This window comes from Mycobacterium sp. IDR2000157661, from assembly GCF_022317005.1.
Taxonomy (GTDB): domain Bacteria; phylum Actinomycetota; class Actinomycetes; order Mycobacteriales; family Mycobacteriaceae; genus Mycobacterium.
Window position 1 is genome coordinate 1,458,640 of record NZ_CP081006.1, and the last position, 15,064, is coordinate 1,473,703.

A 15,064-nucleotide genomic window follows, 5' to 3' on the forward strand; every position below is an offset into this window, starting at 1 on the left:
TGGGATTCGGTTCGACAATCGTATGTTGGAATGTCGGCGGTAATTATCCTATTACCAGGCTTTACACCCCGCGGGGTGCTCCTCACCCTTTATCGGAACCGCGCCCAAACAGGCTCGGGTACGCAAGGGTGAGTATGGCGCCAACGAAGAGGGGGCCTATGATCGTCACAAGTAACCCCGAGTTGCGCGCCCAGAGGGCGATCCACCAGGCGCGAACCGTTCCACCAATTGAGAAAACTTGTTGGCTATTGGTTGTCCAGTAAGCCTCGGAGTTATCGATACGGGTGGGCGGCGGGTCCAAGTGATCGAAGTCAGGGACGACCTCATCATCGCGCGCCTTTTCTTTGACGCGTGGGTAAGTGCTGAAAGATAGATTCATAGTCGCGCGTAAGCTACCAAAAGCGGGATAGAAACCCGCTTCGGTGGCAATCTTTGGATCATATTGAAGTTCGAAGTTCTTGGAGTCGATACCAGCGGACGTTGTGTTAAGTTTCGCGGAGTCGCAAATGATTCCCCATATCACGCCTTCTTTGCCAGTATTGTTGTCTCGGTACGCGATTCCACTTAGCGCGTACAAGATATTCGGGACTTCCGAATTCTGCACTCTGGCCACGGACCAGTTCATGTTCGCCGCTATGTCAGGTTCCCAGTAGAGGCTGTATAGGGGGCGACAATTGTATGAATCCGCGGGTAAGATCGCGATCAGCTCTGGATAGTTCGGAACGGGCTCGTTCGCTTTGAAGTTGTTAAGCTCTTCGAATACTCCAACTCGAAATATGATCGACCAGGTCATGTCATTGTGTACGTAGAAACCGACAGTAGGCGCCAGTGCAAATGTCTTACCTTGGAACGCGGCGGCGTCTTTTATTCCGAATGAAAATGCGCTACTGTCATCGACGTATTTGGATGGACGGTCCTCCGTCTGAATGTAGTTAATCAGGGAGATGAGGAGGGCAGCCCCGAGCACAGCGGTCACCACGGCAGCCACGTATGTGCGTTTCATCGTCTAGCAAGCGTATCTAGTGAATCGTCCATCACACGTCAACCACGACGTATCAAACCGTGGCGGCGCGAACAGTCCGCTTATCAGGGTGTCACCGCTTGATCAAGCCTGGACTCCGTTTGCACGGCAGGGTAGCTCCCCCTGGCATACGCGGAGGCGACCAGAGCGAGGAACTCCGGGTGTACTGCGTATCGCGATCACTGGGACCGGTGTGGCCCGAGAAATCGCCGGCCGCGAGTTGACCTGCGCGAAGATCCCACCACCACCACGTGACCTCCACCGTGGACCGGTTGCGCACCTGTGACGCGTTGATGTCATCGCCGGTGACGCTTGTGAGACGTTCCCCCGAGACTGCACACAGACGGCAGTCGCGGCCGCCTAGTTCTGCGATCTGCCCGCAGTCTCGACGGGGTGGTCGGACGACGCCGTGGACGAGGTTTCCGAGGGCGCACCCTTCAGGCCGCGCCAGAACAGGTTGATCATCAGCTCGGCCGCCTCGTCGACGTCGGCGTCGCCGGTGCTGACCCGCGCCGCCACCGCCTCCCCGGCGCCGACCAGCGCGACGGCCATCATGTCGAAGTCGGTGTCGGGTTCGGGTTTTCGCGTCCCCACCGTCAACAGCCTGCCGACGAGGTCGATGATCCGCTCGCGACCCTCCCGCACCGTGTGCGCGAACGCCTGCGAATGGGTCGCCTGGTTGTAGAGCACCATCCACGACGCCCGGTTGGCGTCGATGTAGTTCAGGAACGCCAGCACGGCGGTGCGCAGCAGGTCCTTGGGACTGGCGCGGAAGTCGATCTGGCTACGCACCTCATCGATGAACCGGGCCAGTTCACGGTCCAGGCACGCCGCGAACAGCTCCTCCTTGGAGCCGTAGTACAGATACAGCATCGGCTTGGAGATCTGCGCCTGGGCCGCGATCGCGTCCATCGACGTCTCGTAGTAGCCGTTGACCGAGAAGATCTGCACCGCGGCGTCGAGCATCTGCTGTTCGCGCACAGCGCGGGGCAGACGCTTGGTACCTCCGGCCATCACACCAGGGTAAGCAATGGGTGACGGGAAGGCGGGAACTGGCAGCGGGTGGTGGGCGGGAAACTAGCAGCGGGTGGTGGGCGGGGATTAGCAGCGTGGGTTGGGGCCCTTCATCGCCGCCAGCCGCAGCACGGAGTTGTCCACCCCGGACATCGCCAACTCGCCTGCTGCCACCGCCTGCTCCAGCCGGTCCAGCACGGCCGGCACCTCACCGGTGGTCACCCACAGCGCGGTGTCGGCGCCGGCCTGCAGGCTCCGCAGCACCGCCTCGGCCACGCCGAACCGATCGGAGATGGCCTGCATGGAGGACAGGTCGTCGGTGAAGATCGGGCCGTTGAACGGCGGGCCGCCGTAGTTACCCGACCGCAGCAGCGCATACGCCGCCGGGCTCAGGCTCGCCGGATCGCTGCCGGTCAGGCCGGGGACCTGCATGTGACCGACCATCACCCCGACGGGCTGTTGCGTGGTCAGCGTCCGGTACGGCACCAGGTCGGTGTCCTGTAGCTGAGCGAGCGGCGGGGTGCTGACGCTGCCGGTGTGCGAGTCACCCGAGCCCGCCCCGTGGCCGGGGAAGTGCTTGAGCACCGGTAGCACGCCTGCGTCGCGTAGGCCGCGGGCGTAGGCGCCCGCATAGTCGGTGACGGTTGTGGGGTCGGAGCCGAACGACCGGTCGCCGATGACGCCGTCGACGTTGGCCCCGTCGGTGACGTCGACGACCGGTGCGAAGTCGATGGTGATGCCCAGCCCGCGCATGGCCTGGCCGCGCCGAAACGCGATGTCGTACACCTGCTCAGGCGTGCTGGACTGCGCCAACGCCCGGGGCGACGGCTGCGAGCCGATGATCGATGCCAGCCGGGAAACGCGGCCGCCCTCCTCGTCGACGCTGACCGCCAGCGGCAGCGGGTTGGCCGCGCCTGCGATGTCGCGCAGCTGATCCCCCATCATCGACAGGTCGGTCCAGCTGCCGATCATGATCCCGCCCACGTGGTGGGTATCGACGACGGCGCGGGCGTCGGCAGCACCGGTCACCCCGACCATCAGCATCTGCGCGAGCTTGTCGCGGGTCGACATCGCCGAAAGCATCGCCTGCGGATCGCCGCAGGCGGGGGCCACCGGAGCTGCGGGCGCCGGGGCCTGCGGCACCGCGGTGGCGGCCTTGGTGATCGGGGCCGAGGACATCGTCGCGGGTGCGGCGCTCTCCGGCGGTGTGCACGCCAGCAACAACCCGGACACCGCCGCGAGGGCGCACAGTGCCCTGGTCCTGAACAAGGTGGCAGCCATGGGCTCCGACACTAACGGCAAGGAGGGGTCACATTCCATCCGTGTCCCCGCGCGCGTCCGGGACCGACCGATTCCGCCTCGATCGACGCAGACGGCCCCCGTGCTAGTTTTGGCCGCATGGATCGGTTCCTGGTACCCGCCGCGGCCAGCATCGTGGTCGGCCTGCTGCTGGGTGCGGCGGCGGTCTTCGGTGTGACGTTGATGGTGCAGCAGGACAACAGGCCTCCGCTGCAAGCGGGCGATCCGGCGTCATCAGTGCTCAACAGGGTCGAGTACGGCGACCGAACGTAGCTCCGGCCTGGATTCGTCGCTGCCAACGGCCGCCGCACCGCTGTCGCGGCGCTGGCTGTGGGTGGTAACGGCGGCGGCACTGCTCCTGACTTTCGCCCAGTCACCCGGACAGATCTCCCCCGACACCAAGCTCGACCTGACCGCCAACCCGCTGCGGTTCCTGGCGCGCGCGTTCAACCTGTGGAACAGCGAGCTGCCGTTCGGACAGGCGCAGAACCAGGCCTACGGCTACCTCTTCCCGCACGGCACGTTCTTCCTGCTCGGCGATGTGCTCGGCCTCCCAGGGTGGGTGACGCAGCGGTTGTGGTGGGCGCTGCTGCTGGTAGTCGGCTTCTGGGGGCTACTGCGCGTCGCCGAGGCACTGGGCATCGGCAGCCCGGCGTCCCGAATACTCGGCGCCGTCGCGTTCGCGCTGTCACCGCGGGTGTTGACGACGTTGGGCGCAATCTCCTCCGAGACGTTGCCGATGATGCTGGCGCCGTGGGTGCTGCTCCCGGTGATCCTCGCGCTGCGGGGCACGGGCGGGACCGGAGGGGTGGGAATAAGCACCGGCCGAATACGGGTGCTGGCGGCCCGCTCCGCCGTGGCGATCGCCCTGATGGGTGCGGTCAACGCGGTCGCCACCCTGACCGGATGCCTGGCCGCGGTGATCTGGCTGCTCTGCCACCGGCCGAACAGGTTGTGGTGGCGCTTCGTCGCGTGGTGGGCGCTGTGCATCACGCTGGCGGTGCTGTGGTGGGTGGTCGCGCTGGTGCTCCTGGGCCGGGTCAGCCCGCCGTTCCTCGACTTCATCGAGTCGTCAGGCGTTACCACGCAGTGGATGTCGCTGACCGAGATGCTGCGCGGCACCGACGCCTGGACACCGTTCGTCGCGCCGAACGCCACCGCGGGCGCATCGCTGGTGACCGGATCGGTGGCCGTGCTCGCGACGACACTGGTGGCGGCCGCTGGACTGGCGGGATTGGCGATGCGCTCGATGCCTGCCCGCGGGCGACTCGTCACCATCCTGCTGATCGGGGTCGCGCTGCTGGCCGCGGGCTACTCGGGCGGTCTGGGTTCACCTGTCGCGCACCAGGTGCAGCAGTTCCTCGACGCGGCGGGCACACCGCTGCGCAATCTGCACAAGCTCGAACCCCTGCTGCGCCTGCCGCTGGCCCTCGGGTTGGCGCACCTACTCGGCCGCATCCCGATGCCCGGCAGCGCGCCGCGTCCGGAATGGACGACGGCGCTGGCGCACCCCGAACGGGACAAGCGCGTCGCGGTGGGCCTGGTCGTGTTGGTCGCGATCACCGCGGCCACCTCCCTGGCGTGGACCGGACGCCTCACCCCGCCGGGCGCGTTCGACGCCATCCCGCAGTACTGGCACGAGACCGCCGACTGGCTCGACGAGCACAACACCGCGGACGCGAGGAGCAATCAGGATTCCGAGGGCGGCCGCGTGCTCGTGGCCCCGGGCGCCCCGTTCGCCACCCAGGTGTGGGGTAACAGCCGCGACGAGCCGCTGCAGGTCCTCGGTCAGAGCCCGTGGGGAGTGCGCGACTCGATTCCGCTGACCCCACCGCAGACCATTCGCGCGCTGGACTCCGTTCAGCGGCTCTTCGCCGCAGGCAGACCATCCGCTGGGCTCGCTGATACGCTTGCCCGCCAAGGTATCTCGTATGTGGTACTGCGCAACGACCTCGACCCGGAGACGTCGCGATCGGCCCGGCCGGTACTGGTGCATCGCGCCATCGACGGCTCGCCGGGGTTGGCGAAGGTGGCCGAGTTCGGCGAACCGGTCGGCCCCGGCACGCTGGCCGGCTTCATCACAGACAGCGAACTTCGGCCGCGTTATCCGGCCGTGGAGATCTACCGCGTCGACGCAACCGAAGCTTCCCTGCCGGTGACGCCCTACCTGGTCGACACCGACAGCATGGCCCGCGTCGACGGCGCCCCCGAAGCTCTGCTGCGTCTCGACGAACGGCGGCGCCTGCTCGGCCGGCCCGCATTTGGACCCATGCTGCTCACCCAGGACGCCCGCACGGCCGGTCTGCCCACCCCGGTCGTCACCGTCACCGACACCCCGCTGGCGCGCGAAACCGACTACGGCCGGGTCGACGACCATTCCTCGTCGATCCGCACCCCCGGCGATCCGCGACATACCCAAAACCGGGTCATCGACTACCCCTCCCCCGGCGCGGAACCCGTCCACGGCAAGTGGACGGGCGGACGGGTCTCGGTGTCGAGTTCGGCCGCCGACTCGACCGCGCTACCGCACGTCGCGCCGGCCACCGGCCCGGCCGCCGCCATCGACGCCGACCCGTCGACGAGTTGGGTGTCCAACGCGCTGGAGTCGGCGATCGGTCAGTGGCTTCAAGTCGACTTCGACCGCCCGGTCACCAACGCCACCATCACCGTGACACCCGGCGCAACCGCGGTCGGCGCGCAGATCCGCCGCATCGAGGTGGCCACCGTCAACGGCACCAGCACATTGCGATTCGACGAGCCGGGCAAGCCGCTGACCGCCGCATTGCCGTTCGGAGAGTCGCCGTGGGTACGGATCACGGCGGTCGCCACCGAGGACGGGTCGGCCGGTGTGCAGTTCGGCCTCACCGACATCGCCGTCACCCAGTACGACGCCAACGGCTTCGCCACACCGATCACCCTGCGCCGCACCGTAGCGGTTCCGGGCCCACCGACGGGTTCGGCTGTGGCGCAATGGGACTTGGGTTCCGAGCTGCTCGGCCGGTCCGGCTGCGCCCCCAGCCCGACCGGCGTCAGGTGCGCCGCGACGATGGCGCTGTCACCCGAGGAGCCCGTCAACCTCAGCCGTACGCTGACCGTGCCCGAGCAGCTCGCGGTGACTCCGGCGGTGTGGGTGCGGGCCAGGCAGGGGCCGAATCTGGCCGACCTGATCGCCGCCCCCGAGGCGACGCGCGCGGTCGGTGACGCCGACGTGATGGACGTGCTCGGCTCGGCCTACGCAGCGGCCGACGGCGACCCCGGTACGGCGTGGACCGCACCGCAGCGGGTCGTCCAGCACAAGTCACCGCCGACGTTGACTTTGACCCTGCCGCACCCCAGCGAGGTGGCGGCGCTGCGGGTGGCGCCGAGTGCGTCGACCCTGCCTGCACATCCCACACTGGTGGCCGTCGACCTCGGCGACGGTCCGCAGGTGCGGCGGCTGGGCGGTGACGTGGGATCGCAGACGCTGCCGCTCGATCCGCGCGTCACCGACACCATCACGCTGTCGATCCTGAGCTGGGACGACGTCATCGACCGCACGGCGCTCGGCTTCGACCAGCTCAAGCCACCGGGGCTGGCCGAGGTGACGGCCCTCGACACCGAGGGGCTGCCGATCGCAGCGGCCGACGCCGCCCGCAATCGGGTCCGCGCCGTCGAGCTGCCGTGCGGCCGCGGGCCGGTCATCGGCATCGCGGGTCAGTTCGTGCAGACCTCGGTGTCGACCACGGTCGGCGCCCTGCTCGACGGCGAACCCATCGCGGCGCGACCGTGCCGCGAGGCGCCGATCGTCCTGCCCGCCGGAGACCAGGAGCTGGTGGTCAGCCCTGGCGCCGCTTTCGTCGTCGACGGCGCACAGCTGAATGGACCGCTGGCGCGCGAGATCTCCCCGGCGCGAACCGAACCCGCGCGGATCGACCGGTGGTCCTCGGACCACCGGGAGGTGGCGGTGGGACCGTCGCCGGTCTCGCGGGTGCTCGTTGTACCCGAGAGCATCAATCCCGGATGGGTGGCCCGTGCCGGTGACGGGACAACCCTGAGTGCCGTCACCGTGAACGGCTGGCAGCAGGGCTGGGTGATACCGCCGGGCGCACCGGGTCCGGTCACGCTGAGCTTCCCGTCGAACACGCCCTACCGGGCCGGGCTGATCGGCGGGTTGGCGCTGCTGCCACTGCTCGGATTGCTCGCCCTCCTGCCGGTGCGCAGGCGCCGTCCCGCCGACGAGCCCCCGGCCGTGTGGCGGCCGGGCCCGGTGACCGGAGGCCTTGCCGTGCTCGCGGTCGGCGCGGTGATCTCCGGAGTGGTAGGCGCCGTCGTGATGGGTGCGGCCCTGGCGCTGCGCTATTGGCTGCGCGACCGCGAGAAGCGCTGCGAGGCGGTCACCGTCGGCGCAGCGGCCGGTGGTCTGATCGCGGCCGGTGCATTGCTCAGCCAGGGGCCCTGGCGGTCGGTCGACGGCTACGTCGGTCACTCCTGGGGTGTGCAGTTGTTGGCACTGGTCTCGGTGGCCGCGGTCGCCGCATCGGTGATTCCTCCGATACGAGCGCGCGGTCGACCCGACGCCCTCTAGCATCGGCCGCGTGCCGCAGATGAACACCGCCCGCGGAAGCATCGACACCTCCACGCTCGGCGTCACGCTCATGCACGAGCACGTCTTCGTCCAGTCGCCCGACATCAGCGCCAACTACCCGGAGATCTGGGGTGACGAGGCGCAGCGGGAGGCCGACGCGATCGGGCGGCTCAACGAGCTCAAGTCGCGCGGCGTCGACAGCATCGTCGACCTCACCGTGATCGGGATGGGCCGCTACATCCCGCGGATCGCGCGCATCGCCGAACAGACCGACATCAACATCGTCGTGGCCACCGGCGTCTACACATACAACGATGTGCCGATGTTCTTCCACTTCAGCGGGCCCGACACCCCACTCGGCGAGCCGATGGTCGACATGTTCGTCCGCGACATCGAGCAGGGCATCGCCGGAACGCCCGTCAAGGCGGCGATCCTCAAGTGCGCCACCGACGAACCCGGCGTCACCCCGGGCGTCGAACGCGTGCTGCGGGCGGTGGCCCAGGCGCACCGGCAGACCGGTGTGCCCATCTCCACCCACACCCACGCCGCGACCGAGCGCGGCCTCGAGCAGCAGCGCATCTTCGGCGAGGAGGGGGTCGACCTGTCGCGCGTGGTCATCGGGCACTCCGGCGACACCACCGACCTCGACTACCTCGAAGCGCTGATCGCCAACGGGTCCTACATCGGGATGGACCGGTTCGGAGTGGACGTGTTCCTGTCGTTCGAGGACCGGGTGAGCACCGTGGCGAAGATGTGCGAGCGTGGCCACGCCGGCAAGATGGTGTTGTCGCACGACGCGTCCTGCTTCATCGACTGGCTGCCCGAAGCCCTTGTGCCGGTGACGATGCCGAACTGGCATTACCTGCACATCCACAATGACGTCATCCCGGCGCTCAAACAGCGCGGTGTCACCGACGAGCAGATAACGACCATGCTTGTCGACAACCCGCGCAGGATCTTCGAGAACCAGGGTGGTTACTGACGATGGCCGGCGTCCCACCCATCGGCACGCAGACGGCGCTGCTCGCGCAGGCGGCACCGGCCGCCCCGGCGCTCACCTGTGAGGGCGTCACGCTGAGCCGCGGCGAACTCGACGCGTCGACCAACCGGCTCGCCCGCGCCTACGCCGAACTCGGCGTGTGCCAAGGCGATTACGTGACCATAGTGCTGCCCAACTCGATCGAATGGGTACAGGCGGTGCTGGCGACGTGGAAGCTGGGAGCGATCCCGCAGCCGCTGTCGCCGCGCCTGCCCGACGCCGAACTCGCCGGGCTGCTCGAACTCACGCCGCGGGCCCTGGTCGTGGGCCGCGCGGACCCGACCGGTCGAACACGCCATGTGCCAACAGGTTTCGAGCCCGACACGCGTCTGTCCGACGCCGCCTTGCCGGAGAGCGTGTCCCCGGTGTTCAAGGCGATGGCCTCCGGTGGCAGCACCGGAAGGCCCAAGCTGATCGAGGCCGGCGGCGACGGCCGCTTCCCGCCTGCGGCCGGCTACCCGCTCGGGGCGCGGGAGGGCGACGTCAACCTCGTCTCGGTGCCCCTGAGTCACAACACCGGATTCACCACCTTCGCGATCGGTCTGGTGCAGGGTCATCACCTGGTTCTCATGCAGCGCTTCGATCCGCACGAGTTCCTGCGGTTGGTCACCGAGCACCGGGTGACGTTCCTGGCGACGGTGCCGACGATCATGCAGCGCCTCCTGCCCGTCTACCGGGCCGAGCCCGACACCTACGATCTGTCCTCGATCCGGCGGTTCTGGCACCTGGCCGCACCCTGCCCGCCTGCTGTCAAGCAGGCGTGGATCGACATCCTTGGACCGGAGGCCGTGTGGGAGTTGTACGGCGGCACCGAGTTACAGGCGTTGACCTTCATCTCCGGTGACCAGTGGCTGACCCACCGCGGCTCGGTCGGCGTCGTGGTGACCGGCGAGATGAGGGTGCTCGACGACGACGGCAACCAGTGCCCGCCGGGCGTGGTCGGCGAGATTTACATGCGCCCGAGCCCCGGCAGCAGGCCGACCTACCGCTACGTCGGCGCCACCGCCAAGGCGCGCGACGGGTGGGAATCGCTGGGCGATCTCGGCTACTACCGGGATTTTGGAGCCGACCGCTACTTCTACCTCAACGACCGCCGCGTCGACATGTTCACCGTCGGCGGCCGCAACGTCTATCCCGCCGAGATCGAGTCGGCGCTCTCAGCGCACCCGAAGGTGTTGTCCTGTCTGGTGGTCGGGCTGCCCGATGACGATCTCGGTCAGGTCCCGCACGCGCTCGTGCACGCAGAGGGCATCGACGAAGCCGAGGTCATCGACTTCCTGTCCGGGCGCATCGAACGACACAAGGTGCCGCGCAGCGTCGAGCTCACCGACTCGCCGCTGCGCGACGACGCCGGAAAAGCACGGCGGTCCGCGGTACGGGAAATGGTCCTCGCGCGGCGGGCCGCGCAATAAAGCTAGACCGTATGGGGGCTGGGGCGCAGGGCCACTCTCAATACTCATGACGCACCCACGATTATTTCCAGAACGCCTGGGCTTAGACTTGTCGGTATGACCCGTCAGACACACCGTATTCAGTTTCCCGCTGCTAACTCGGAAACACTGAGCCAAGACGAGGTTTATTTCAGACTGATCGAGAACGGCGAGTCACGATCCATACGGTTCCATGACTACGCCGAAATCTACAAAAGACCAGGCTTGTATGAGGAACTATTCTACGACCGGCTCAGGTGTAATTCTCCTCACAAAGTCATGGAACTCCTGCGCCGCGCTCTGGAAACTGTCCGCGAGCCTGTTAACGGTTTGCGTGTGCTCGATTTGGGTGCCGGCAATGGAATGATGGGCGACCTCTTGAAACAGGACGGAATTTCCCGACTTGTCGGAATAGATATTATTCCGGAGGCCCGCCACGCCGCATACCGGGACCGACCCGCCGCGTATGACGCATACTACGTCGCGGACTTAACCGACGTCGATTGCGATCTTCTTGAAGAGCTACGGGAGTGGCATTTTGACTGCCTGGCGTGTGTTGCCGCACTTGGTTTTGGCGACATCCCGCCGCGTGCATTCTTCAACGCCCTCAAGCTGATACGCACGGATGGCTGGCTGGCGTTCAATATCAAGAAGTCGTTTCTAGAGCACACTGAACAAACGGGATTTGCGCAGCTGGTACGGAAGCTCATCTTTTCAAAGTATCTCGATGTATATCACCTTGAGCTGTACCGGCATCGCCTATCCATGGAAGGTGAGCAGCTTTTCTACTACGCTCTGGTTGGACGGATGACAGCATCTATCCCGGATGACTTCCTGGAAATGCACGGCATCGAGGACTAGTTAGCCATCTTGGGGTTTGGCGCGTCAAGTTACACGTGAACCTACGTCGCCGCTTCAAGGAACGAAGCCAATAAAAGTCTTGACACTTTCCGCCGCCGCTAAGCATGCTCACGTGGAGGCACAGTAAGCTTCCACGCAGCTTAGCGTCATACTGTTGCTCGTAGTGGTGTCGGGGGTTGTCAGAATTCCGCAATGCAGTGAGTGACGCAGCCGGTAGTTGTCGAAATTACGGAATCTGTTGCCCACTCGCAGGATTTTCTTGATGTGACGGTCCAGTATTAGTGACGGGTGCTGGCGTGATCATCATCGCGTCAGCGGTAGATCGCGCGCACCACCCTTGGGCCGCGATCCAAGAATTCCATCGACATCCACTCACTCTGCGGATAAGCACAGGAAGATGATCACCGGCAATCGCAACGGTTGCTGTCACGGACCGACGTCAGGCATGCTGCGGACGCCGAAGTGCTGTTTGAGCACCCGACGCGCGGCGTGCACGCCCGACATCCCGTGCACGCCAGGGCCTGGGGGCGTGGCGCCCGAGCAGAGGTAGACGTTGGGCAGCGAAGCCCGGTAGGGATTCCACTTGGCGACGGGCCGGGCGGCCATCCGGAACAACGACACCTGACCGACGGCGATGTCGCCGCCGCGGTAGTTGGCATTGTGGTGTTGCATGTCGGCCGCTGGAATACATCTCGATCCGATGATCACATCCCGGAATGCCGGGGCGTACCCTCGATCTGATCGACCATCGTCGAGGTCATGTCACGAGTGGACCCGTTGGGGACGTGAGCGTACGTCCACAGCGGACGCGCGCCGCCGGCGCCGATGCGGGTCGGGTCCACCACGGCCGCTTGACTCAGCAGCATCATCGGTCGGTCGGCGTGCCTGCCCACCGACGTCTCCGCCTCCGCGCGCTTCATCTGCGCGCGGTCGCCGCAGAGGTGAACCGTGCCTGCGGCCCCGATCCGCGAGTCCGTCCACGGCACCGGCTCCGACAGCGCGAAATCGACCTTGGTCACACCGTTGCCCGGCTCGAACCGGCGCAGCGCCCGGCGATATCGCGCGGAGAGGCGGTCGCCGAACACCTCGGCCAGTGTCCACGCCGAGGTGTCGAAGACGTAGACCCGTGCCGGCGGCAACGAGCGGCGTTCTCGATCGGCCGGTCCACCGCGACCGTGGCGCCCCGTGCCCGCAGATCGGCCAGCAGCGCATCGGTGATCACCTGGCTCCCGCCGATTGGTAGCGGCCACCCCGGCGCGTGCGCCAGCGAGCCGAGTAGCAGAGCCGTTCCGGCGCCGGCCAACGACGGCAGCGCCGTGTTGGCGTGCGCGCCGACACCGGTCAGCATCGCGCCGCAGCGCGGTGCGTCGATGAGCCGGTCCCACGCCGCGGTCCCCAACTCCAGCGCACGTCCCACCATCGTGGCCGCAGCCAGTAGGCCCTTGCGGGTGAGCGCCGAGGCCGGCAGGCGACGCATGTCGGACAGCCCGATGTCGCGAACGGTGTCGACCTCCCCGACGAGCGGGGCCATCACCCGGCGCCACGTCCGCCCTTCGCCGCTGCGGGTTCCGCCGAGTTCCTCGATGGTCCGCTCGAGGCTGCGGTACGCGATACCCGCGGGCTGGTCGTCGAGCGGGTGGGCGTAGGACACGTCGGGCCACCCGAACTCGACACCGCGTTGGGTCAACCCGAAAGCCTGGAAGAACGGTGATGCGGCCGCCATCGGATGCACGGCCGAGCAGAGGTCGTGTCGCAGCGGCACTCCGAGGTCGAGTTCCTCGGTGCGGGCGCCGCCCCCGGCTTGCGACTGGGCTTCGACGACCGTGACGGACAGGCCCGCCGCGGCGAAGATGACGGCGGCCGCGAGGCCGTTCGGTCCAGATCCCACCACCACGACATCGACCGGGCTGTTCACGACAGAGACATTGCACGTCAGCTCGCGGTCAAACAAGATCGCGCCCGCCTCCTGCGATTCACCGGGAATCGTTGCGTATGACCCGCGCAGAGCGGGTACGCCGCCGATCGGACCGAAAAGGAGACTCATGTCCAGGCAAAAGGTCGCCGACTTCCTCCTCGATCGCCTGCGGGCATGGGAGGTCGAGCATGTGTTCGGCTACCCGGGCGACGGGATCAACGAGATACTCGCCGCGTTCGGCCGTGCCGAAAACAAGCCGATGTTCATTCAGGCCCGGCATGAGGAGATGAGCGCGTTCGAGGCCGTGGGCTACGCCAAGTTCAGCGGAAAGGTCGGCGTCTGCATGGCGACGTCGGGCCCCGGCGCCATCCATCTTCTCAACGGCCTCTACGACGCCAAGCTCGATCACGTTCCGGTGGTGGCGATCGTCGGTCAGACCAATCGCAGCGCGATGGGCGGCTCGTACCAGCAGGAGGTCGACCTGCTGAGCCTCTACAAGGACGTCGCCAGCGACTACGTCCACATGGTGACGGTGCCCGAGCAGTTGCCCAACGTGCTCGACCGCGCCATCCGTATCGCGATGAGCGAGCATGCGCCGACCGCGGTGATCATCCCGTCCGACGTACAGGAACTCGAGTACTCCCCGCCTACGCACGAATTCAAGATGGTGCCGTCCAGTTTGGGTATCGAGTGGCCGACGCCCGCTCCCGACCACGCGGCGATCGCCCGCGCCGCCGAGGTGCTCAACGCCGGACACAAGGTGGCGATCCTCGTCGGCCAGGGTGCGCGCGGCGCCCACGCCGAAGTGGCCGAAGTGGCCGAACTGCTGGGGGCAGGTGCCGCCAAGGCGCTGCTCGGCAAGGATGTGCTCTCCGATGAGCTGCCTTGGGTCACCGGGTCGATCGGTCTGCTGGGCACCCGGCCGTCCTACGAGTTGATGCGCGACTGCGACACGCTGCTGACGGTCGGGTCCAGCTTCCCCTACACACAGTTCCTACCCGAGCTCGACCAGGCTCGTGCGGTGCAGATCGACATCGACGCCAAGATGATCGGCATGCGGTATCCGTACGAGGTCAATGTGGTTTCCGACGCGAAAGCCGTTCTGCGCGCGCTGATTCCGCATCTGCAGCGCAAGGCCGACCGGTCATGGCGGGAGACCATCGAGTCGAACGTGGCGCGGTGGTGGGAGACCATGCACAAGGAGGCGATGGTCAGCGCGAACCCGATCAATCCGCTGCGACTGTTCGCCGAGCTCTCCCCGCAGCTGCCCGGTAACGCGATCGTTGCGGCCGACTCGGGCTCGGCCGCCAACTGGTACGCGCGCCTGCTGCGGTTCCGCGACGACATGCGCGGATCGTTGTCCGGGACGCTGGCGACGATGGGACCCGGTGTGCCGTACGGCATCGGCGCCAAGTTCGCCAAGCCGGACCGGCCGGTCATCGTGTTCGAAGGCGACGGCGCGATGCAGATGAACGGGCTGGCCGAGCTCATCACCGTCAAGCGCTACTGGGAGCAATGGGATGACCCCCGGCTGATCGTCGCGATCCTGCACAACAACGACCTCAACCAGGTGACGTGGGAGATGCGGGCCATGTCCGGTGCGCCGAAGTTCAAGGAATCCCAACACCTTCCAGACGTCGACTATGCGGCGTTCGCGGCCGGGCTCGGCCTGAACGCGATGAGGGTGAAGGATCCGGAGGAGTTGGCCGATGCCTGGCGCGACGCGCTGGCGGCCGACCGTCCGACCGTGCTGGACGTGTTCACCGATCCCGACATGCCCCCGATTCCGCCGCACGCACAATGGGATCAGGCCAAAGCGGCGGCGTCGGCCGTGCTCAAGGGCGACGAGGACAGCTGGGGCTTCATCGTGACCGGCCTCAAGACCAAGGCGCAGGAGTTCATGCCGCACAAGAACGGCTGA

General features: G+C 66.8%; 9 protein-coding genes and 1 pseudogene. 6 read left to right on the forward strand and 4 right to left on the reverse strand.

The window, feature by feature from the left end; translation table 11 throughout:
• Positions 1-82: 82 nt before the first annotated feature.
• The 3 genes from K3G64_RS08045 to K3G64_RS08055 form a co-directional block, all read right to left on the reverse strand.
• On the reverse strand, positions 83-1,003 hold the full coding sequence (locus K3G64_RS08045) for a hypothetical protein (protein WP_238890246.1): 921 nt from the start codon (positions 1,001-1,003) through the stop codon (positions 83-85).
• A 378-nt stretch (positions 1,004-1,381) separates the two neighbouring features.
• Positions 1,382-2,035 (reverse strand): TetR/AcrR family transcriptional regulator, encoded by a 654-nt coding sequence (locus tag K3G64_RS08050; protein WP_238890248.1) that lies wholly within the window; start codon positions 2,033-2,035, stop codon positions 1,382-1,384.
• An 87-nt stretch (positions 2,036-2,122) separates the two neighbouring features.
• The gene (locus K3G64_RS08055) at positions 2,123-3,316 is read right to left on the reverse strand and encodes a glycoside hydrolase family 3 N-terminal domain-containing protein (RefSeq protein ID WP_238890249.1); all 1,194 of its coding nucleotides are present in this window, start codon (positions 3,314-3,316) and stop codon (positions 2,123-2,125) included.
• 117 nt (positions 3,317-3,433) lie between these two features.
• Between K3G64_RS08055 and K3G64_RS08060 the strand changes: the two genes are divergently transcribed.
• The 5 genes from K3G64_RS08060 to K3G64_RS08080 all read left to right on the forward strand — a co-directional run bounded on the left by K3G64_RS08060 (position 3,434) and on the right by K3G64_RS08080 (position 11,228).
• The gene (locus tag K3G64_RS08060) at positions 3,434-3,607 is read left to right on the forward strand and encodes a DUF2613 domain-containing protein (RefSeq protein ID WP_238890250.1); all 174 of its coding nucleotides are present in this window, start codon (positions 3,434-3,436) and stop codon (positions 3,605-3,607) included.
• Positions 3,608-3,626: 19 nt separating this feature from the next.
• Positions 3,627-7,898: an alpha-(1->3)-arabinofuranosyltransferase gene (locus K3G64_RS08065; protein WP_238950504.1), complete on the forward strand. Its 4,272-nt coding sequence runs from the start codon at positions 3,627-3,629 to the stop codon at positions 7,896-7,898.
• A 10-nt stretch (positions 7,899-7,908) separates the two neighbouring features.
• Entirely contained in the window at positions 7,909-8,880 is a 972-nt protein-coding gene (locus K3G64_RS08070) for a phosphotriesterase family protein (RefSeq protein ID WP_238890251.1), read from the forward strand.
• Between the two features lie 2 nt (positions 8,881-8,882).
• Entirely contained in the window at positions 8,883-10,349 is a 1,467-nt protein-coding gene (locus K3G64_RS08075; protein ID WP_238890252.1) for an AMP-binding protein, read from the forward strand.
• Positions 10,350-10,445: 96 nt separating this feature from the next.
• Positions 10,446-11,228, forward strand: a complete 783-nt coding sequence (locus tag K3G64_RS08080) for a class I SAM-dependent DNA methyltransferase (RefSeq protein ID WP_238890253.1) — start codon at positions 10,446-10,448, stop codon at positions 11,226-11,228.
• Between the two features lie 426 nt (positions 11,229-11,654).
• Here the strand turns inward: K3G64_RS08080 and K3G64_RS08085 are convergent.
• Positions 11,655-13,143 (reverse strand): annotated as a pseudogene (locus K3G64_RS08085) (phytoene desaturase family protein).
• A gap of 127 nt (positions 13,144-13,270) precedes the next feature.
• On the opposite strand from K3G64_RS08085, the gene K3G64_RS08090 reads away from it, so the two are divergent.
• Positions 13,271-15,064, forward strand: a complete 1,794-nt coding sequence (locus K3G64_RS08090) for a thiamine pyrophosphate-requiring protein (protein ID WP_238890255.1) — start codon at positions 13,271-13,273, stop codon at positions 15,062-15,064.